Below are 21,823 nucleotides of genomic sequence, written 5' to 3' on the forward strand. Positions count from 1 at the left end.
CTGATTGGAGGATAATTATGACTAAGTATATTTTTGTAACCGGCGGTGTTGTTTCCTCTCTTGGCAAAGGCATTACGGCAGCTTCGCTCGGCAGACTGCTGAAAAGCCGCGGTTATAAAGTTACCATCCAAAAGTTTGACCCTTACATCAACGTTGACCCCGGCACCATGAGCCCTTATCAGCACGGTGAGGTTTTTGTAACCGACGACGGTGCCGAAACAGACCTTGATTTAGGGCACTATGAACGCTTTATTGACATTAACCTGTCCAAAAGCTCTAACGTAACTGCCGGCAAAATTTATCTTTCCGTTATCAATAAAGAACGCCGCGGCGATTATCTGGGCCGTACCGTACAGGTAATTCCGCACATTACCAACGAAATTAAAGAACGTGTTTACCGCGTTGGGCGTGATGACAATGCTGATTTTGTAATTACCGAAATCGGCGGTACTGTCGGCGATATTGAAAGCCTGCCGTTCCTCGAAGCAATCCGCCAGGTTAAAAAAGAAGTCGGCAAAAACGATGTTTTGTATATCCATGTAACTCTGGTTCCGTACATTGCAGCCGCCGGTGAACTTAAAACCAAACCGACCCAGCACAGCGTTAAAGAACTGCGCAGCATCGGCATTTCGCCGGATATTCTTGTTTGCCGCAGCGAAAGGCCGATTTCCAAAGATATGTGCGAAAAAATGGCCATGTTCTGCGACGTTGACCCGGAAGCAGTTATTCAAAACCTTACGGCAGAAAGCATTTATGAAGTGCCGATGCTGATGGAAGAACAGGGGCTTGACACCGTTGTACTGAAAAAACTGGACATGGAAGACAAGCCGAAAGATATGGAAGAATGGCATAAAATGGTTGCGCGTATCCTGAAACATTATGACCGCAAAGTAACCATTGCCGTTGTAGGCAAGTATGTTGAACTGCACGACGCATATATCAGCATTGCAGAAGCCTTGAAACATGCTGCCGTTGCCAACGAAAGCGAAATTGAAATTAAATGGGTAAATTCCGAAAAAATGGAAGAAGACAACAATGTTGACGAAATGCTGCATGATGTAGACGGCATTCTCGTTCCGGGCGGTTTCGGCAACCGCGGCATTGAAGGCAAAATTATGGCCGTGCGTTATGCAAGGGAAAACAAAATTCCGTTCTTCGGCATCTGCCTTGGCATGCAGTGCGCCGTAATTGAATATGCACGCAATGTTTGCGGCATGGAAGGCGCCAACAGCAGCGAATTTGATGCCGAAACCAAATTCCCTGTTATTGACCTGATGCCTGACCAGGTTGATGTTGAAGAAAAAGGCGGCACCATGCGCCTTGGCCTTTATCCCTGCAAAGTTTATGCCGGTACTCTTACCCAGAAGGCTTACGGCGAAGAACTTATTTATGAACGCCACCGTCACCGTTACGAAGTAAATAACTTCCTGAGAGAAAAAATTGTGGAAGGCGGCATGCGCATTGGCGGTACTCTGCCTAACGGCCGTCTTGTAGAAATAGTTGAATTGCCGGAAGCGGTTCATCCGTGGTTCCTGGGCGCTCAGTTCCATCCGGAATTTAAATCCCGCCCGACCCATCCGCATCCGTTATTTAGAGATTTTATTGCCGCTGCTTTGAGGGAACAAAAATAAAGCCGGTAAATTAACCAAAAAGCAGACTGTTTAACGGTCTGCTTTTTGCGTATAAGGAGATGAAAACATGCTGAAAAAAATTTTTATAAGCGCCGTTTTGCTGATAGCCGTTTTGTCGTTTGTTGTTTCGCTGCTGGGCGGCAACAATAATAATGAGCCGAAAGTAGCTGTTGGCGACAGGGTTGCCGTTATTAATATCAGCGGCCCGATTGTTGACGGGGCTTCCGTTGAACAGACTCTGTTTGGCGGCACGCAGGCTGCAACCAGCGGCCAGCTGATGAAAGAAATCCGTGAAGCTGCGGCAGACAGCAGCGTTAAAGCGCTGGTGCTGCATATAAATTCGCCGGGCGGCAGCGTAACTGCTGCGGAGGAAGTTGGGCGCGAACTGGAGCGGTTTAAAGAAACCACCAAAAAGCCGATAGTAACTTCCATGGGCGATCAGGCTGCTTCTGCGGCATATTGGCTTGCTTCTTACAGCGACGTTATTTATGCCAATTCTTCTACCCTTACCGGCAGCATTGGCGTGTATATGCCTTATATGAACGTTGAAGATTTGTATAAAAAAATCGGTGTTTATACCGGCAAAATCAAAAGCGGCCCGCATAAAGACATTTTATCTCCCGACAGGGAAATGACCGCGGAAGAATGCGAAATTTTACAGGGAATAGTAAATCAGCTGTATGATGAATTTATTGCCGTTGTGGCTAACGGCCGCAAAATGGATACTGCCGCCGTGCGTGCTCTGGCAGACGGCAGGGTTTATACCGGCAAACAGGCGCAGCAGCTTGGCCTTGTTGATGAAATAGGCAATTATTATGATGCTCTGGAAGCTGCCGGTAAATTAATAGGCGTAAACGGCATACCCGAAATTAAGGAAAAACAAACGGCAAAACCGTGGCAGATTTTGTTTGAAGCACGTTTGAGCGAGCTGATTTTATCTCAGCTTGAAAATGCTTTGAACGGTGCAGTGGCAGATATGAAAACAGCACCCGTCCCCAAGGCTGAGAGGTGATGCCTTATGAGGCGCAAAACTTTTGATGTATTGTTTTCTACCAGGGACGGCATGGAAATGCTGGTTAAGGAAAAATGCCTGTGGCGCAGCCTGTGGTATTTTACCATGAGCGTCGGCCTGTTCTGCGGCGTGATTACAAACCAGTTTTTTCTGGAACAGCCCTTATCGGTACGTTTTGGCATTATTGCCGTTGTACTGGTTATAACGGGCGTATGCCTTTTAATGTACGGCTTTTTGCTGCACGGTATTTTGTGTACTATGGGTGCGCTGGCCGGAGATGCCGTCGGGCTGATTTGCCTTTTGGGCTACACAACGCTGCCTTTTTTAATGCTTACGCCGGTAGCCTTGCTTAGTACAAAAATGTCTTTTACCGGCATTTTTGTATTGGCGGCGGCAATTCTGGCAGGACTGCTGTGGATGATGTATCTTTTGGTGCGTTCACTGCAGTCGGTATATTTAATTGATTTTAAGCGTGCGCTGGCTACGGTGCTTTTCAGCTTTTTGCTTATCTATACGGCACTTGTTCTGCCGTTTCAGTTTTTGTTTAAACTGCTTATGCTTAAATTTTCTTAACATATAAAAAATAGTTTTTCTTGCAGAAACTTCGTTAACGTGGCATAATTGTTATGAAGTGATTATTAAAATAAAGGAGTTGGGGTAGGAATGAATAGAGAATTATCCATGGAGTTCGTTCGTGTAACGGAAGCAGCTGCCATTGCTTGCGGACGCAGCGTTGGCCGCGGCGACAAAAACGGTGCTGACCAGCTTGCCGTTGACGCTATGAGAAAAATGTTTGACACTGTTAATATCAGCGGTACGGTTGTAATTGGTGAAGGTGAAATGGACGAGGCGCCGATGCTTTACATTGGTGAACATGTAGGTGCGGGCGGCCCGGAAGTTGATATTGCCGTTGACCCTGTTGAAGGTACAAACCTTGTTGCCAAAGGGCAGCCGGGCGCTATTGCCGTAATTGCCATTGCTCCCAAAGGATGCCTGCTTCACGCTCCTGACATGTATATGGATAAAATTGCTGTCGGCCCCCGTGCCAAAGGCTGCATCGACATCAACGCTCCGGTTAAGGAAAACCTGGAACGCGTAGCCAAAGCACTGGACAGAAAAGTCGGCGATTTAACTGTCGTACTGCTCGACCGTGAACGCCATTACGGTTTGATGGATGAAATCCGTAGCGCAGGCGCACGTATTCACCTTATTACCGACGGCGACGTAAACCCGATTGTTAATGCCGGCATTGAAGGTACCGGCGTTCATATGTATATCGGCCGCGGCGGCGCACCGGAAGGCGTACTTGCAGCAGCAGCAATTAAATGCCTTGGCGGCGATATGCAGGCGCGTTTGTGCCCGGAAGACGAAGCACAGGTAAAACGCTGCCTTGATATGGGCATTGGCGATGTAAATAAAGTTTTAACCCTTGACGATATGGTAAAAGGTGATGACTGCATGTTTACCGCAACCGCTATTACGGAATGCCAGCTTTTGAACGGCCTGCGTTATTTTGGTGGCGGCGTGCGTACGCATACCGTTTCCATGCGCTACAAAACTGGTACAGTACGTTTTGTAGATGCTGTACACAGCTTTGACCGCAAAGATTTTGCAGTTAAACTTTAATTTCGGTTTATGGGCAGGGTTTTGGCTTCAACGCTGAAACCCTGTTTCATTTTAATATTTTACAGGATTGGTTATGAAAAATTTATTGCTTGATAATGTTGCCGCCATAAATGAAGTGCGGCGCACGGCAGAAGCATTAAAAAAAGGCGGCGTAAGCCTAAGCGGCGTAAGCGGCCCGGTAAAAACGGTTATTATTGCAGCTCTGGACAGCATTTTTGCGGGACAGGGCTCTTTGGCGTTTCTTGTAAGCGGTCGCGATGAAATACGCGAATACCGCCGCAGCTTAAACTGGTTTTATCCGGAACTGCCGATGTATGAACTGTATCCTGCGGATTTGCCGCGTGTGCAGGCCGATGCCAAAAGCCGCGAGGTACAGGCGGAACGTGTTGCTGCCCTGCGTTTTCTGCGCGGCGAGGAACGCGGCATAGTATTTGTAACCGCCGAAGCGCTTTTACAGAAACTGCCTGATAAAACTGCGGCACAGGAAGGCATAGAAATTAATTGCGGCAGCATAACCGACCAGCAGGAACTTATTGCAAAATTCACCGAATTTGGCTATGAACGCACGCAGCAGGTAGACGCAATCGGCCAGTTTTGCGTGCGCGGCGATATTCTCGATATTTTTCCCATCAACAGCAAACTGCCGCTGCGCGTAGAATGGTTTGACGATACCGTTGACGCTATACGCAGTTTCAGCCTGGAAAACCAGCGCAGTGTGGAAAATCTCGTGAAAATTAAAATTGTACCTTTGCAGGAACCTGAACAGGAAAGTTTTAATGCCTCTGTTTTTGATTATGTAAGTGCTAAAACCATACTTTTTGTGGATGAACCATCACGCTTATGGGATTTGGCGGAAAAAATTTATAACGAAAATAAGGCTTATGCCGACGAATTATGGACGGTACAGGAGCTGACGGAAGCCTGCGGCAATGCTAAAGCAGTATCGCTTGCGGCTTTGCAGCATAATTATTTTAACGGTTTTACGCAGATTAATATACCAGTGCGCACGGTTGCGCCGTATAACCGCAATACAGAGCTTTTGGCTGGCGATTTGCGCGGCTGGTTAAACGACGGCATAGTGCCGGTTATTATGATGAGCAGCAGCATAAAGGCGCGCGGGCTTGCCGATACTTTAACGGGCAAAGGCATTACGGCCGGATATGTTGATGCCGAGCCGTTTCTTATTCCCGGAAGGGTAAGCGTAATCAGCGGCGAGCTTACGGCCGGTTTCAGGTTCTGGAATGAAAACTGGCTGTTAATTACCGAAAGCGATATTTTCGGCATGCAGAAGCGGCGCCGTCTGCACAGCAAAAATAAAGGCGCGCAGCTGCAGTATTTTTCGGAAATTAAGGCCGGCGATTACGTTGTCCATTCCGTACACGGCATTGGGCGTTATATTGGCGTGGAAAACGTTGAGGTTGACGGACACCACCGCGACTACCTGCTTTTGCAGTATGCGGGTGACGACAAGCTGTATGTGCCTGTTGAGCAGGTAAGCATGCTGCATAAATACATAGGCAACGAAGGCCAGGCTCCGCGTTTAAGTAAAATGGGCGGCAGCGACTGGAGCCGTACGCAGAAAAGAGCGCAGGCAGCCATTACAATTCTGGCGGAAGAACTTTTGCGTTTATACGCTCAGCGTAAAATTGTGCCGGGGCATGCTTTTTCGCCGGATACAGAATGGCAGAAAGAATTTGAAGAAAAGTTTCCATACGAGGAAACGCCGGACCAGTTAAAGGCAATTGCCGAAATTAAAGCCGATATGGAAAAGCCGGTGCCGATGGACAGGCTTTTATGCGGCGACGTCGGTTACGGAAAAACGGAGGTTGCCATACGTGCGGCATTTAAAGCGGTAATGGACAGCAAACAGGTTGCCTTGCTGGTGCCTACCACGGTGCTTGCCCAGCAGCATTATATGACGGTGCGCGACAGAATGGAGCCTTTTGGCATCAGGGTTGAAACCATCAGCCGCTTTACAAGCACGAAAGAGCAGAAGCGTATATTAAGCGCTCTGGAAGCAGGTAATGTTGATGTTTTGATAGGTACGCACCGCCTGCTGCAATCTGATGTGGTATTCCGCGATTTAGGGCTTTTAATTATAGATGAAGAGCAGCGTTTTGGCGTAGCGCAGAAAGAAAAAATAAAAAAATGGAAAACAGGCATTGATGTATTGTGCCTGTCGGCAACGCCTATTCCGCGCACTTTGCATCTGGCGCTTGTTAACGGGCGCGATATGAGCGTAATTGAATCGCCGCCGGAGGACCGCCTGCCGGTAGAAACTTATGTTGCCGAATACGACAGCGGCATGATTAAAGAAGCGCTGGAGCGTGAACTGCGGCGCGGCGGCAGAATTTACTACGTGCATAACCGCATTACCGGGCTGGAGCGCATTGCCGGTGAACTGCGCAAACTTGTGCCGGGTATCAGCATACGCATAGCGCATGGGCGCATGAGCGAAGAAATGCTGGAAGATGCAATGATAGATTTTTATGAAGGCAGCTGCGATTTGCTGCTTTCGACCACTATTATAGAAAACGGACTTGATGTTCCTTTAGCCAACACAATTATTATAGACGGTGCGGAAAACTTCGGCCTGTCGCAGCTTTACCAGATGCGCGGCAGGGTAGGCCGTTCGGCGCGCCTGGCGTACGCTTATTTTGTGTACCGGCGCAACAAGCAGCTCAGTGAAATTGCCGAAAAGCGTTTGCAGGCCATCCGCGATTTTACGGAGCTTGGCGCAGGATTTAAAATTGCCATGCGCGATTTGGAAATACGCGGCGCCGGAAACCTGCTTGGCGCACAGCAGCATGGGCATATTGCCGGTATCGGCTTTGCAGCCTACTGCGAAATGCTGGAAAGCACAATTAAGCGTTTGAAGGACGGTGCTGAAAAAGGCACGCCCGAACCTGACCCGATTGTTGAAATTAACGTTGACGGTTATATTCCCGACAGTTATATCAGCGACCCGCGTTATAAACTTGAACTTTACCGCCGCTTTGCGGAACTTGATTACAGCGAAAAAGACGATTTGCTGGATGAAATTACCGACCGCTTCGGTGAACCGCCTGAAGAAATTGTTAACCTCTGGCGTGTGGCGGCGGTGCGCGGTTTATGCCGCAAAATGCGCATTTCCGGCATCAGCACGCGCGGCATTGAAGTGCGCATAACTTTTAATGAAAACGCAGTGCTTGACACTGATGTTTTGCTGAAAATGATTAATTCAAGCCGCAACGGCATACAGTTAAAAACCGGCAGACAGCCGCAGCTGCTGCTGAAAATGAATGTTTTAAAAACGGAACCTTTACCCTGGCTGGAAAAGAATTTGCCGCTGCTGGCAGGTAAAAATTAAACGGAAAGGAGGCATTGGCAAATGGCAGATAAATTTTTGCGCGGGGCCATGATTTTAACCATGGCAGGTTTAATGGTTAAAATACTCGGCTCTGTTAACCGTATTTTATTATCGCGCCTTTTGGGCGGTGAAGGAATTGGCCTTTACCAGATGGCGTACCCTGTGTTTTTGCTGATGCTTTCCGTTTCCTCGGCCGGAATACCGATAGCAATTTCCATTATAGTATCCGAAAAAGTTGCCAAAGGGCAGTTTAAGGCAGCGGAGCAGGTTTTTAAAATTTCGCTGGGGCTGATGGTTATTACAGGCCTTTGTTTTGCCTTAACACTGTTTTTCGGTGCAGGGTGGCTTGTTGAAAGCGGCTTTGTGCGCGACCCGCGTGCTTATTATGGGCTTATAGCCTTAACACCGGCAGTGTTTTTTTCAACAATTCTTGCCAGCTTCCGCGGTTATTTTCAGGGTTATCAGATGATGACGCCGCCTGCCGTATCGCAGATTTTGGAGCAGTTTACGCGCGTTGTAACCATGGTTGTGCTGGCCTACTGCCTGCTGCCGTACGGTTTGGAATACGCCGCTGCCGGGGCTGCGTTCGGTGCCGTGCCCGGTGCGATAACGGGCCTTATTGTGCTCAGCTTTTTTTTCAGGCGGTTGCGTAAAAATACGGCGGCTGCGCCTCAGCTTGCCAATACGGAAACAGAATCCGTTTATACCGTTGCCAAAAGGCTGGCAATGCTGGCCCTGCCGGTTTCGTGCGCCAACATAATGGTGCCGGTAACAAGCAGTATAGATATGCTGCTTGTGCCAAACTGCCTGTATGCCAGCGGTTATACAATAGAACAGGCAACAACGCTGTTCGGTTACCTTACCGGCATGGGCATGCCGCTTGTTATGATGGCCACCATAGTTACGGTGTCGCTGGCTGCCGGTATCGTGCCGGCCATTTCAGAAGCATTTACGCTTGGCGATAAACTTACAATTATAAAAAAATCGCGCACGGCCATGAATATTTGCTGCCTTATAACATTTCCGGCCGCAGCCGGATTATGGGTGCTGGCAACGCCGATTGCGCAGATGATTTACAATGCGCCGCAGGCCGGTGAGGCAATACGCCATCTGGCGCCTTCGGCCTGTCTTTTAGGCATACATCAGGTAACAACCGGTATGCTGCAGGGAATAGGCAAAACGGCCGTTCCGATGTGGAATATGCTGTTGAGTGCCGTTGTAAAAATAGGTGCGGTAATGTTTTTAACGGTAACTCCTCTTAATATTGTCGGTGCGGCATGGGCTTCCAACATTAATTTCGGGCTTGCGGCGCTGTTAAACATTATTTTTCTGCTGCGCAGCGGCATAACGTTTAACGCTAAGGTTCTGGCAAAACTTTTGGCGGCAACTTTGCTGATGGCCGCAGCGGCAGAACTTATTTACACATTTGTAAACGGACTTTTTGGCAATACAATAGCAGCAATAACTACAATTTTTGCGGCGATAGCCGTTTATGCCGTGCTGCTGTTTGTTTTAAAAGCCGTAAGCAAGGATGATTTGGAAAAAATACCGTTTATCGGTTCTAAAATAAAGCGGAGGTGATTAAATGCATAAAATAACGGTTGTAGGCCTTGGCCCCGGCAGTGCCGGGCAGCTTTCGGTAGAAACCATGGAACTTTTGAAAAACGGGGAATGCGTTATTCTGCGCACTGCCGTGCATCCAAGCGTATCGAGACTGACGGAAGAAAAAGTTAATTTTACGTCCTGCGATAATTTTTATGAAGAAGGCGCGTCTTTTGAAGATGTATACGGCAATATTGTAAATTTTGTGCTTGAAAAAGCACAGACGCAGGATGTTGTTTATGCTGTTCCGGGCAGCCCGCTTGTGGCGGAACGCACGGTTGTGCTTTTGCGGGAACGTGCAGCTGCGGAAAAGATTGCATTAAAAATTCTGCCTTCCATGAGTTTTTTGGATTTGGCGTATGTGGAACTTGGCATTGACCCGATTGCCGGTTTGAGGATTATTGACAGCAGCGATTTTGAAGCACTTGCCGACGCAGGAAAATATCCGCTGATGATAACGCAGGTGTACAGCAAATTTGTTGCGTCCGATGTTAAGCTGGCCTTGATGGATGTGCTTGATGATGAAACGCCGGTGTGGTTTTTGCGCAATTTGGGCCTGCCGGATGAAGAATGCCGCACGGTGCCTTTGTATGAACTCGACCGTCAGGAAAATATCGACCACCTGACCAGTGTTTTTGTGCCGGAATATAAAGATAAGGTTTCCGTGATGGATGTCCGCCCGTTAACCGATGTAATGGCAACGCTGCGTTCTCCCGGCGGCTGCCCGTGGGATATGGAACAGACGCACAGCAGCATCCGCAAAAGCCTTATTGAAGAAGTGTACGAACTTCTGGAAGCCATTGACAATATGGATTACGAAAACATGAAGGAAGAACTCGGCGATGTTCTTTTGCAGGTGGTATTCCATGCACGCCTGGCAGAAGAAGAAGGCGCGTTTACCATGCAGGATGTTGTGGACGAAATTGTGAATAAGCTTATCCGCCGCCATCCGCATGTATATGGCACCATTGAAGTAGGCAGCAGTGATGAAGTGTTGCAAAACTGGGATGCCATCAAGCAGACCGAAAAGAAAGAGCGTACCCATGTTCTTGACGGCGTTACCAAAGGCCAGCCTGCGCTTATGCGTGCCTATAAACTTAATTCCAAAGCAGCAAAAGCCGGGTTCGACTGGCCGGATAATGACGGCGTATGGAATAAAGTGCTGGAAGAAGCGGCAGAACTTAAAGAAGCCGTTGCTTTAAAAAACAAGGACGAACAGGAACATGAACTTGGCGATTTGCTGTTTTCAATAGCGGCATACGCCAAGCATATCGGCCTTGAGCCGGAAACGGCATTAAACGCTGCCAACAACCGTTTTGTAAAGCGTTTTTCGTACGTTGAAAGCTGCGTTGAAGAATCCGGCAGGGACTGGAAAGACTTTACACTTGCCGAATTGGACGCTTTTTGGAATAAGGCGAAATTAATTGAAATAAAGGATTGTGAAAAAAAATAAAAATATTGCCTGATAAGCAGGAATATTGCGTTTTACAGCGAACTTACAATTACATGAATTCTATCGGCAAGCTATGCGCTTTTGCAGCAGCTGCCCATAGATAAAATAAAAAACCTTTAAGGGGGATTTCCTGTGAACAAAACAGAACTCGTTGCTGCAGTTGCAGAAAAAACTGGCTTAACTAAAAAAGACGCTGAAAAAGCTTTATGCGCTTTAATTGAAACCGTTAAAGAAGAAGTTGCTAAAAACGAAAAAGTTCAGCTGATTGGCTTTGGTACTTTTGAAGCACGTAAACGCAATGCACGTACCGGCAAAAATCCGCAGAGCGGCGAAGCTATTGAAATTCCGGCAGCTACTGTTCCGGCTTTCAAAGCTGGCAAAGCTTTCAAAGACATGGTTAACGCAAAATAATAATTTAACTGCATTAAAATGCCGGGCTTAACGAGCCCGGTATTTTAGTATAAACCCAAATTTGGAGGTGCTTATGCCGGAGCGCAGCAGAACCAAAAAGAAAAAACAGCATGATTTTCTGCTGATTTGCCTGATAATTCTTGCTATCTGCGGTTTTATTATTGCCCGGCAGGAGTATAAAATTTACCAGGTAAATAAAGAGCTTGAAGCAACCACGCAGCGCGTGGAAAATTTAAAGAAAGATAAAGAAGAACTTGAAGCAGAGAAAAAACGCCTTGACGATTTAAAATACATTGAAAAACTTGCGCGTGAGGACCATAATATGGTTGGCAAGGATGAAGTGCCGTTATTCATTGTCGACGAAAAAGAAAATAAGGATTCGGATAAGAAAAACAGGTAAATTATCTTAAGATTATTTATCTGTTTTTTTATTTTTTGGTTGACACATTTTTAAAAAGAAAGGTATAATGGTGCTATATCAAGTTAATTTAAGGGGGATCGTCTGCTTTATGTCACTTGAAGTAGGTGCAATCGTTGAAGGTGAAGTAACAGGCATTACCAATTTTGGCGCTTTCGTACAGCTGCCTGAGGGTAAGGTTGGTCTTATTCATATATCCGAAGTTTCTAATGTATATGTGAAGGACGTACATGATTTTCTGAAAGAAAAGGACAAAGTAAAGGTTAAAGTTTTATCTATTGATGCGCGTGGAAAAATCGGGCTGTCCATTAAACAGCTTACCCCGCCGCCGGCTCCGCAGCCCAAACCGCAGCGTCCGGCAGTAAATACGGAACGCCGCAGCTTTAAACCGGCACCGGCACTTTCTTTTGAAGACAAGTTATCAAAATTTTTAAAAGACAGCGACGACAGGCTGCTTGACCTTAAGCGCAACACTGAATCCAAACGCGGCGGCCGCGGTGCCAGCCGTGAAAGATAAGAGCATAATGGCACTCCTTGGTGAGTGCCTTTTTGTTTTGAGGAGTATAAATGTCCGGCAATGCTGTAAATAAATTGCTGAAAGAAATAAAAAAGTACGTTAAACAAAATTCCGCGCTGCTTGTGGCATGCAGCGGCGGTGCGGATTCGGCGGCGCTTACCGATGCATTATGGCAGCTTAAAGATGAATGCTGCTATAAAATAACGGTAATGCATGTGGAACATGGCATACGCGGCCAGGAAGCGCTTGATGACGCGGAATTTGTAAAAAACTTCTGCGCAGAGCGCGGGCTTGCATTTGTATGCAGGCATGTAAAAGCACCGGATTATGCGCTGCAAAACGGGCTTTCGCTGGAGGACGCAGCACGTCGTTTGAGGTATAAAGCATTGTTTTCCTACGCGGCAGAGGCAGGGTGTGATTACATTGTTACGGCGCACCAGGCTGATGACCAGGCAGAAACCGTTTTAATGCAGCTTATGCGCGGCAGCGGTACTTCTGGTCTTGGCGGAATGCAGACAGCAAGCGGAAAACTGCTGCGGCCGTTTTTATTTGTACGGCGTACGGAAATTGAAGCTTATTGCCATGAACGCGGTTTGCGGTTTTGCAATGATTCTACCAATGATGATGTGCGTTATACTCGCAACAGAATAAGAAAAGAACTGCTGCCGTATTTGGAAAAAAGTTTTAACCCCAGGGTAATAGCGGCTCTTGGCAATACGGCGCAGCTTGCCAGGGCAGATAATGATTTTGCTGCTTATCATGCGCAGGTTTTTTATAACCAAAATGTTAAAGCAAACGGTAAACTGCTGGAATGCCAAGCAGAGGCTCTTAAAACAGAGTTTGCGGCAGTGACCCGGCGCGTTGTGCGTATGATGTGGGAGAAAATGGCTGCCTGCGGAAGCGAACTGGGCTTTGAGCATGTGGAAGCAGTGCTTGGGCTTTTGAAAAAGAGAAGCAGCGGCAAAATACTGGCACTGCCGGGCAAAACGGCAGCTGCATATTTTTACGGCAGGCTTTATGTAGGCACGCAGCCGGAGGTTAAAAAATTAATTAGTGCCGGTACAGTATTTGATGAAATTACTGTGCTTACAGAAAGTACCGGTAAATTAAAAGAAGTTAATCTGCCTGATGGCGGCGTGCTGCAATTCAGCACTGCGGAAGAATGCCCGGAGATAACAAAAAAACAGGCTGCTGTTCCGCTTGCCATCGCCGGTAATGAGCTTTGTATCCGCACAAGGCGTGACGGCGACAGGTTTTACCCGTATGGCAGCGCAGGCAGCAAAAAATTAAAAGATTATTTTATAGACAATAAAGTTCCGCGCGCAGAGCGCGACAAAAAGCTGCTGGTAACAGCAGGCAGCAAAGTTTTATGGATAATCGGCGAAAGGCAGGCCGGATGGAAAACCAAGCCGGACGGCAAATGGCTGGTAATGAGGCTTGCCGGAAGAAAGGATGAAAAAAATGAATGAAAATATTGCAAAGGTTTTGCTGAGTGAAGAAGAAATTCAAAAGCGCGTAAAAGAATTGGGCAGGCAGATACATGACGATTATAAAGATAAAGAAAAAATTGTGATGATAGGGCTTTTAAAGGGAGCTATTTACTTTTTTACCGACCTTTCGCTGGCAATTGATTTGCCGCTGCGCATTGATTTTATGGTGGCATCTTCTTACGGTTCCGGTACGGAAACCAGCGGCAATGTTGATATACGTTTGAGCTGCTCTGAAAATATTGAGGGCTGCCATGTGCTTCTGGTTGACGATATTATCGACAGCGGTGTTACCATGGAAGCAATTACAAGGCTTTTAATGGCGCAGAAACCTGCTTCCGTTAAAAAAGTAGCTTTGTGCGATAAGCCGAGCCGCCGCGTTAACAAATTAAATGCCGATTATGTGGGCTTTGAAATTCCTGATGAATTTGTTGTAGGTTACGGCCTGGATTATGCCGGAGATTACCGCAATTTGCCGTTTATCGGCGTATTAAAGCCGGAAGCATATGCCAAATAATAAATGTTGTGGAAACAGGGAGAATATATTATAATATAGAAATGGTATTTGTAATTTAACTAAAGGTTAAGGAGGGTAGATTTTGACTAAATTTTTAAAAAATGTTGTATTCTACCTGCTGATAATAATTTGTGCGATAATGTTGTTTGATTCCTATTCAACCAACGTAGTCCCTAAAACAGATATTACTTACAGCGCTTTTATGAAGCATGTGCAGCAGGACGAAGTGCAGCAGGTAACGATTGTTGATAATGTTATCAGCGGCAAGCTGAAAGACGGCAGCGATTTTACAACGGTTGTGCCGAAGGATGAAAGCCTTATCCCTACTTTAAGGGCGCGTGACGTTGAAATTAAGGCTGAACTGCCGCCGGAGCCGCCGTGGTGGACTTCTGTGCTGAGCCAGCTTTTGCCGATGCTGATTATAGTTGCCATCTGGTTTTTCATGATGCAGCAAATGCAGGGCGGCGGTGGCGGACGCGGAGTTATGAACTTTGGCAAAAGCCGTGCGCGCCGTTACGATGAGGATAAAATCAGGGTAACTTTTAAAGATGTTGCCGGTGCTGATGAAGCCAAGCAGGAACTTGAAGAAGTTGTAGAATTTTTAAAACACCCCAAAAAGTATAATGACCTTGGCGCTAAAATTCCTAAAGGCGTACTTTTATACGGGCCTCCGGGTACAGGCAAAACGTTGCTTGCCAAAGCCGTTGCCGGTGAAGCCGGCGTACCGTTCTTCAGCATTTCCGGCTCTGACTTTGTGGAAATGTTTGTCGGCGTAGGCGCTTCCCGCGTGCGCGATTTGTTTGAGCAGGCTAAAAAGAGCGCTCCGTGCATTGTGTTCATTGACGAAATTGATGCCGTGGGCCGTCAGCGCGGCGCCGGCCTTGGCGGCGGGCATGACGAACGTGAGCAGACTCTTAACCAGCTGCTGGTTGAGATGGACGGTTTTGGTGCCAACGAAGGCATTATTATGATTGCGGCCACCAACCGCCCTGATATTCTTGACCCGGCTCTTTTGCGCCCGGGACGTTTTGACCGCCAGATTGTGGTTGACCGCCCGGATATTAAAGGCCGCCGTGAAATTTTAAAAGTGCATGTAAAAGGCAAACCTGTGGGCAGCGATGTTGAACTTGACGTTATTGCAAGGCGTACCCCCGGCTTTACCGGCGCTGATTTAAGCAACCTGGTAAACGAAGCTGCATTAATGGCCGCACGCCGCAATAAAAAGCAGATTAACATGCCCGATATGGAAGAAGCAGCTGAACGCGTTATTATGGGACCCGAACGCCGCAGCAGAGTTATCAGCGACAACGAAAAACGCCTTACCGCATATCACGAAGGCGGGCATACGCTTGTCGGCATGCTGCTTGACAACGCAGACCCTGTACATAAGGTTACCATTATTCCGCGCGGCAGAGCAGGCGGTTATACTTTAAGCCTGCCGAAAGAAGACCGTTATTACGCAACCAGGAGTGAAATGCTTGACGAACTGAAAGTGCTGCTTGGCGGGCGCGTGGCTGAAGCGCTGGTGCTGAAGGAAATTTCCAGTGGTGCCAGCAACGACTTGCAGCGCGCAACTTCTCTGGCACGCCAGATGATTTGCGAATACGGCATGAGTACGGAACTTGGCCCTGTAACCTTCGGGCACCGTCAGGACCAGGTATTTTTGGGGCGCGATATTGCGCGTGACAAAAATTACAGTGAGGAAATTGCAGCAAAAATTGATAAGGAAATCCGTAAGTTCCTTGACGAGGCTTACCAGAAAACCGAAGAACTGCTGCAAAACAATATTGACAAGCTGCATTTAATTGCGCAGGCGCTTATTGAAAAAGAAACGCTGGAAGGCAGCGAAATTGAACAGCTTATGAAATATGGGCGCATTCTGGACAAAAACGAACAGCCGCCTGATGATAACAGCGGTACACCGGCCGTAATTCCGCCGGATGCCGTAACTGTACCGGCAGCGGAAGCGCAGCCGCAGGCAACACCTCAGTATCAGGAAGTGCCGGGCGTTGTAAGTACGGAAGAAAAACACGCTTTAAATTAATATAAAACACCGGTTTTAGTGGGACGGTTTAAAATGTATGTAAAAATGCAATTTAACGGCCGACCATAAAGCCGGTTTTTTTATTGCTTGACTTTACGTTAACAGAATGTTAATCTTTAGGATAACGAGGAGTGTGATTTTATGCGTGGACGCATTTTGGAGATTTTACGTGCCGGGGGGCAGGAGCCTGTATCCGGTGAAGAACTTTCCCGCCAGCTTGATGTATCGCGCACTGCGGTATGGAAACATATTCAGGCTTTAAAGGCTGAGGGTTATGATATTGAATCGGTACCTAAAAAAGGTTATGTTTTAAAATCTGCTCCGGACAGGCTGAAACCGGCAGAAATTATAACTCATTTAAAAACAAAATGGCTTGGGCACAGCATTCATTACTGCGAAAGCGTAGATTCTACCAACAATGTTGCCAAACGCCTGGCGGAAGAAGGCTGCGACAACGGGCTTGTTGTTGTAAGCGAAGAACAGCGCGGCGGCAAAGGCAGGCTTTCGCGCGGCTGGTTTTCTCCGTTTGCGTGCGGCGACTGGTTTTCTGTTGTTTTAAAACCGCCGTTTTTGCCGCAGGAGGCTTCCAAATGCACGCTTATGGCTGCTGTTGCAGTTGTAAAGGCAGTTAATAAATACAGCGGCGTTAATGCTGCCATTAAATGGCCTAACGATATTTTGCTGAACGGCAGGAAACTGGTTGGCATTTTAACTGAAATGAGCGCTGAGTTCGGCAAAATTAATTATATTGTTATCGGCACCGGCATTAATGTAAATGTGCCGAAAAATATTGTGCCGGACGATATTAAAGACTGCGCAATTTCCGTTGCCGATGCGGCGCAGGAACCTGTTTCGAGAGTGCAGATTTTAGCCGATGTGCTGTTTTACATGGAAGAACTGTACGAAGCAGTTTTAAAGGATGGGTTTGCACCTGTTCTGGAAGAATGGCGCAAATATTCCTGCACTTTGGGGCAGCAGGTTAAGGTTATAGCACCCGGTGAAACTTACAGCGGGCTTGCGGTTGATATTGATGCCGACGGGCTTTTGATTGTAAAAAAAGATGACGGAACTGTTGAAAAAGTTATTGCCGGTGATGTATCAATACGCCCGGCAGCAGGCACGGGAAAATACGCTTAAGTAAATTTTGCTGTACAGCCCCGGTTTTTTCTGATATAATATGCGAGGTTCTTTAGTTAGTAATTTTACTCCGCAGGAGGATAGGCAATGTTATTAGTAATTGATGTTGGCAACACTAATATTGTAGCCGGTGTTTTTGATGGCAAGAGCCTGGTTTCGCATTGGCGTTTTTCTACTGACCGTTCCAAAACAGCCGATGAATACGGCATTTTGCTCAGAAGTATGTTTAACTATACTAAAATGCCGATGGATGAAGTTAAGGCGATTATTATTTCGAGCGTTGTACCGCCGCTTATTGTGCCTTTGTGCCACATGTGCGAGCGCTATTTTGACCAGGTGCCCATGGTTGTTGGCCCCGGCATTAAAACCGGTATTTCCTTAAGATATGATAATCCGCGTGAAGTTGGCGCCGACCGTATAGTTAATGCGGTAGCCGCTTTTGAAAAATACGCTTCCAAAGGCAAACCGATGATTATTGTTGATTTTGGCACTGCCACAACATTTTGTGCACTTTTGCCTACCGGCGAATATCTCGGCGGCGCTATTGCCCCGGGCATTGGCATTTCTGCGGAGGCTTTGTTCCAGCGCACGGCCAAGCTGCCGCGTGTTGAACTTATAAAACCGCCTGCCGTAATCTGCAAAAATACGGTAAACGCTATGCAGGCAGGTATTTTGGTTGGCTTTGTAGGGCAGATGAACGAAATCGTCTGCAAAATGAAGGAAGAACTTGGCGGTGAAGCAATTGTTATTGCAACCGGCGGTTTTGCAACTACCATGGCAGCCGAATCTGATGTAATTGATGCGGTTGAGCCGTTCCTTACTTTGGAAGGCCTGCTTATACTTTACGAAAAGAACGCAAAATAAAAATTTTGGGCCTGCTGAACGGCAGGCCTTATTTTATGAGGTGAAAAATGCAGATTGGCAATATCAGGCTGAGCGCGCCGGTAGCTTTGGCGCCCATGGCCGGCATTACCGATATGCCGTTCAGGATTATTTGCAAAGAGCTTGGCTGCGGCCTTGTAGTATCTGAAATGGTGAGCGCCAAAGGGCTTTTATATAAAAATGTAAAAACGTTTGATATGCTGCGTATTGCGCAGGAAGAACGCCCGGCTGCCATTCAGCTTTTCGGCAGTAATCCGATGGAGCTTGCCCGGGCCGCTAAAATAGTGGAGGCTGACGGGGCAGACATTATTGATTTTAACATGGGCTGCCCGGTGCCCAAAATTGTTAATAACGGCGAAGGCTCGGCTTTAATGAAAAATCCGCAGCTGGCGTATGAAATTTTGGCACGTATGGCAGACAGCGTTAAAATTCCGGTTACTGTTAAAATACGTGCCGGATGGGACGAAAAAAATATTAATGCTCCCGAAATTGCACTTTTGGCGGAAAAAGCAGGCGTGGCAGCCATTGCTGTGCATGGCAGAACGCGCGAGCAGTATTATAACGGCAAAGCAGACTGGAATGTTATAAAAAAAGTAAAAGAAACCGTAAAAATACCTGTTTTCGGCAATGGCGATATTTTAACAGCAGCAGACGGTTTGCGCATGCTTAAAGAAACCGGATGTGACGGTTTAATGATAGGCCGCGGTGCAGACGGCAATCCGTGGATTTTTACGGAAATTATAAATGCGCTGAACGGCAGCTGCGGAAAGTACGAAGTTCCGCTTGATGTGCGCCTGCATATGATTGAAAGGCATTTGCATATGCTTAAAGATTTTAAAGGCGAAGTTATTGCCGTAAAGGAAATGCGCAGACATGCCGGTGCATATTTAAAAGGCATGCCAATGGCGGCAGAGTACCGCAGGCGCATCAATGAACTTAATACTTGTGAGGAATTTGGCGCACTTTTGCGGGAATACCGTAACGAAGCCGAAAAGTTTCTGGCAGCAAAGCATAATTTTTGCAGTGAAGCAGACTGAAAATTAAGTAAGTTGACAAACACAAATTAAAAAATTATAATTTATTCTATAATACTATGAATTTGTTCCGTAACCCAGTGTCAGGCATATGCTTGGCACTGTTTAATATTGCTTGGCAGGCGGAACTTATTAAAAGGAGCATTATTTATGAGCAGTAAAGAAACTATTTTAACAGCCGAAGGCTTAAAGAAACTTGAAGATGAGCTTGAAAATCTCCGTTCTGTAAGACGCCATGAAGTTGCAGAACGTATCAAAGTAGCTATCGGCTATGGCGATATAAGTGAAAACTCCGAATATGATGATGCAAAAAATGAACAGGCATTTATTGAAGGCCGTATTCTTGAGCTGGAACAGATGATCAGCACTGCTACCGTTATCGACAGCGCTTCCAACAAAGAAGGCGTGGTAATGCTTGGGTCTACTGTTGTGGTTAAAGATATGGAATTTGGCGATGAAGAAACCTATACTATTGTCGGCACAACCGAAGCTGACCCTTCCAAAAACCGTATTTCCAATGAATCGCCTGTAGGTGCGGCAATTCTTGGCCAGAAAGTAAACTCTGTGGTGCAGGTACATACCCCCGCAGGTGAATTGTCTTATCAGATTTTAGAAGTTAAATAATTTGTTGGGGAGCGATAAGAAAGAATGTCTGAAGAAACAAAGAATATTCAGGTTCCTGAAGAAGAAGCAATAAGCGAAAAAGAACTTAACGAACAGATGCAGGTGCGCATTAACAAAATGCACCAGATTGAAGAACACGGCTGGAAACCTTTCGGCCATAAATTTGAAGTTACCAATTATTCCGGTGATATCAATCAAAATTTTGAAGAACTTGCTGCCAATGAAACCGTTGTACGCGTGGCAGGCCGTATTATGGCTATCCGCGGCCACGGCAAAACCTGCTTTATGGATATGCAGGATAAAGACGGCCGTATTCAGCTTTATGTGCGCAAGGATGCCATTGGCGAAGAAAAATATGCTTTAATTAAACTGCTTGATATCGGCGATATTATCGGCGTAAGCGGCACTGTATTCCGCACCCATATGGGTGAACTTTCCGTTAAAGCAGTTGATGTTGAAATTCTTTCCAAATCTCTGCGCCCGCTGCCTGAAAAATGGCATGGCTTAAAGGATGTTGACACCCGTTACCGCCAGAGATATGTGGATTTGATTGTTAACCCCAAAGTACGCCGTACTTTTGTGCTGCGCAGTAAAATTATCAAAACCCTCAGGGAAATCCTTGATGATAACGGTTATTTAGAGGTTGAAACGCCTATCATGAATACCATTCCGGGCGGTGCAGCCGCACGTCCGTTTATTACCTATCACAACGCGCTTGATATGCAGCTTTATTTGCGCATTGCAACCGAGCTGCACTTAAAACGCCTTGTTGTAGGCGGCTTTGACCGTGTTTATGAACTTGGACGTGTTTTCAGAAACGAAGGCATTGATATTAAACATAACCCGGAATTTACCAGTGTTGAAATCTACCAGGCTTATGGCGATTATACTGACATGATGGATTTAACGGAAAAAATTATTTCCGAAATTGCGCAAAAGGTTTTGGGTACCATGAAAATAACCTACGAAGGACAGGAAATTGACCTGACTCCGCCCTGGCCGCGCCTCAGCATGATTGAAGCAGTAGCAAAATACACCGGGCAAAACTTTGAAGGCGTAACCGATGTGGAAACCGCACGCAAAATGGCTGATGCTATTCATGTGGAATACGAGCCTACTTTTGGCGTTGGCAAAATTATTAACGCCTGCTTTGACGAATATGTTGAAGATAAACTCATTCAGCCTGTATTTATTACCGGTCATCCGAAAGAAATTTCTCCGCTTGCCAAGAGCAATCCGGACAATCCGGAAATTACCGACCGTTTTGAAGGTTACATTTACGGACGCGAAATGTGCAACGGCTTTACCGAGCTTAACGACCCGATTGACCAGCGTGAACGCTTCCTGAAACAGGTAGAAGAACGCAACGCAGGTGACGAAGAAGCAAATATGATGGATGAAGACTTCCTTAATGCGCTTGAACACGGCCTGCCCCCGACGGGTGGTTTGGGCATTGGCGTAGACCGCCTTGTTATGCTTCTTACCGACAGCAGCAGCATCCGTGATGTATTGTTATTCCCGACGATGAAAAATATTGGCGGCGAAAAAACTGCAAATAAAGTTAATAGTGCAGACGAAGCTGCAAATGGCGAAGCGCTTCCGAAAATTGATTTGTCGAAAGTAAAAGTAGATCCTTTGTTTGAGGATTTTGTTGATTTTGATACTTTCTGCAAGTCTGATTTCCGTGTGGTAAAGGTAGAAGCATGCGAAGCAGTTCCGAAAAGCAAAAAGCTGCTGCGCTTTACGCTGAATGACGGCAGCGATAAGAAACGTACGATTCTGAGCGGTATTCGTGAATTCTATGAGCCGGAAGAACTGGTTGGCAAAACCTGTGTGGCTATTACTAACCTTCCGCCGAGAAAGATGATGGGTATCGATTCAGAAGGCATGCTTATCAGCGCGGTATACGAATATGACGGCAAAGAAGGGCTGAATCTGTTAATGCTGGATGATAATATTCCGGCAGGCGCAAAGTTACGCTGATACTGTCATTAATAAGATAATAAAAAGAGGGTGCTGTGGCACTCTCTTCTTTTTTTATAAAATTTTACTTTTAGTGTTGACAAGAAGTAAAAATAG

At 46.6% G+C, this 21,823-nt stretch carries 18 protein-coding genes; all 18 read left to right on the top strand.

What is annotated here, in order from left to right; genetic code table 11:
• Window positions 1-17 precede the first annotated feature (17 nt).
• The 18 genes from M3079_RS08865 (at window position 18) to lysS (ending at window position 21,727) form a co-directional block, all read left to right on the top strand.
• Entirely contained in the window at window positions 18-1,631 is a 1,614-nt protein-coding gene (locus M3079_RS08865) for a CTP synthase (RefSeq protein WP_021716477.1), read from the top strand.
• 67 nt (window positions 1,632-1,698) lie between these two features.
• Window positions 1,699-2,643 carry a signal peptide peptidase SppA gene (sppA, locus tag M3079_RS08870; RefSeq protein ID WP_249078804.1) on the top strand — a complete coding sequence of 315 codons (945 nt, stop codon included), beginning with the start codon at window positions 1,699-1,701 and terminating at the stop codon, window positions 2,641-2,643.
• 6 nt (window positions 2,644-2,649) lie between these two features.
• Window positions 2,650-3,216, top strand: coding sequence for a YIP1 family protein (locus M3079_RS08875; RefSeq protein ID WP_249078806.1), 567 nt, complete (start codon window positions 2,650-2,652; stop codon window positions 3,214-3,216).
• Between the two features lie 90 nt (window positions 3,217-3,306).
• A complete protein-coding gene (gene glpX, locus M3079_RS08880; RefSeq protein WP_021716475.1) occupies window positions 3,307-4,269 on the top strand; it encodes a class II fructose-bisphosphatase in 963 nt (320 codons plus the stop codon).
• 73 nt (window positions 4,270-4,342) lie between these two features.
• The gene (mfd, locus tag M3079_RS08885) at window positions 4,343-7,618 is read left to right on the top strand and encodes a transcription-repair coupling factor (protein ID WP_249078808.1); all 3,276 of its coding nucleotides are present in this window, start codon (window positions 4,343-4,345) and stop codon (window positions 7,616-7,618) included.
• Between the two features lie 21 nt (window positions 7,619-7,639).
• Window positions 7,640-9,199: a polysaccharide biosynthesis protein gene (locus tag M3079_RS08890; protein ID WP_249078810.1), complete on the top strand. Its 1,560-nt coding sequence runs from the start codon at window positions 7,640-7,642 to the stop codon at window positions 9,197-9,199.
• 4 nt (window positions 9,200-9,203) lie between these two features.
• A complete protein-coding gene (gene mazG, locus M3079_RS08895) occupies window positions 9,204-10,673 on the top strand; it encodes a nucleoside triphosphate pyrophosphohydrolase (protein WP_249078811.1) in 1,470 nt (489 codons plus the stop codon).
• Window positions 10,674-10,805: 132 nt separating this feature from the next.
• The gene (locus tag M3079_RS08900; protein ID WP_021716471.1) at window positions 10,806-11,084 is read left to right on the top strand and encodes an HU family DNA-binding protein; all 279 of its coding nucleotides are present in this window, start codon (window positions 10,806-10,808) and stop codon (window positions 11,082-11,084) included.
• A gap of 73 nt (window positions 11,085-11,157) precedes the next feature.
• On the top strand, window positions 11,158-11,484 hold the full coding sequence (locus tag M3079_RS08905; RefSeq protein WP_249078813.1) for a septum formation initiator family protein: 327 nt from the start codon (window positions 11,158-11,160) through the stop codon (window positions 11,482-11,484).
• A gap of 109 nt (window positions 11,485-11,593) precedes the next feature.
• Window positions 11,594-12,019, top strand: a complete 426-nt coding sequence (locus M3079_RS08910; RefSeq protein ID WP_249078815.1) for a S1 domain-containing RNA-binding protein — start codon at window positions 11,594-11,596, stop codon at window positions 12,017-12,019.
• Between the two features lie 50 nt (window positions 12,020-12,069).
• Complete coding sequence (gene tilS / locus M3079_RS08915; RefSeq protein WP_249078817.1) at window positions 12,070-13,488, top strand: tRNA lysidine(34) synthetase TilS; 1,419 nt, start codon at window positions 12,070-12,072, stop codon at window positions 13,486-13,488.
• The gene (gene hpt / locus M3079_RS08920) at window positions 13,472-14,023 is read left to right on the top strand and encodes a hypoxanthine phosphoribosyltransferase (protein WP_349293390.1); all 552 of its coding nucleotides are present in this window, start codon (window positions 13,472-13,474) and stop codon (window positions 14,021-14,023) included. Before tilS ends, hpt begins: the two co-directional genes overlap by 17 nt.
• A gap of 82 nt (window positions 14,024-14,105) precedes the next feature.
• A complete protein-coding gene (gene ftsH, locus M3079_RS08925; protein ID WP_249078821.1) occupies window positions 14,106-16,067 on the top strand; it encodes an ATP-dependent zinc metalloprotease FtsH in 1,962 nt (653 codons plus the stop codon).
• Between the two features lie 141 nt (window positions 16,068-16,208).
• A complete protein-coding gene (locus M3079_RS08930) occupies window positions 16,209-17,204 on the top strand; it encodes a biotin--[acetyl-CoA-carboxylase] ligase (protein ID WP_021716466.1) in 996 nt (331 codons plus the stop codon).
• A gap of 87 nt (window positions 17,205-17,291) precedes the next feature.
• Window positions 17,292-18,068, top strand: a complete 777-nt coding sequence (locus M3079_RS08935; protein ID WP_249078823.1) for a type III pantothenate kinase — start codon at window positions 17,292-17,294, stop codon at window positions 18,066-18,068.
• Window positions 18,069-18,115: 47 nt separating this feature from the next.
• Entirely contained in the window at window positions 18,116-19,123 is a 1,008-nt protein-coding gene (gene dusB / locus M3079_RS08940; RefSeq protein ID WP_249078825.1) for a tRNA dihydrouridine synthase DusB, read from the top strand.
• 147 nt (window positions 19,124-19,270) lie between these two features.
• A complete protein-coding gene (greA, locus tag M3079_RS08945) occupies window positions 19,271-19,744 on the top strand; it encodes a transcription elongation factor GreA (protein ID WP_249078826.1) in 474 nt (157 codons plus the stop codon).
• A gap of 24 nt (window positions 19,745-19,768) precedes the next feature.
• On the top strand, window positions 19,769-21,727 hold the full coding sequence (gene lysS, locus M3079_RS08950; protein ID WP_349293391.1) for a lysine--tRNA ligase: 1,959 nt from the start codon (window positions 19,769-19,771) through the stop codon (window positions 21,725-21,727).
• The last annotated feature ends 96 nt before the right edge of the window (window positions 21,728-21,823 follow it).

This window comes from Phascolarctobacterium sp. ET69 (genome assembly GCF_023336935.1).
GTDB classification, from domain to species: domain Bacteria; phylum Bacillota; class Negativicutes; order Acidaminococcales; family Acidaminococcaceae; genus Fusicatenibacter_A; species Fusicatenibacter_A intestinipullorum.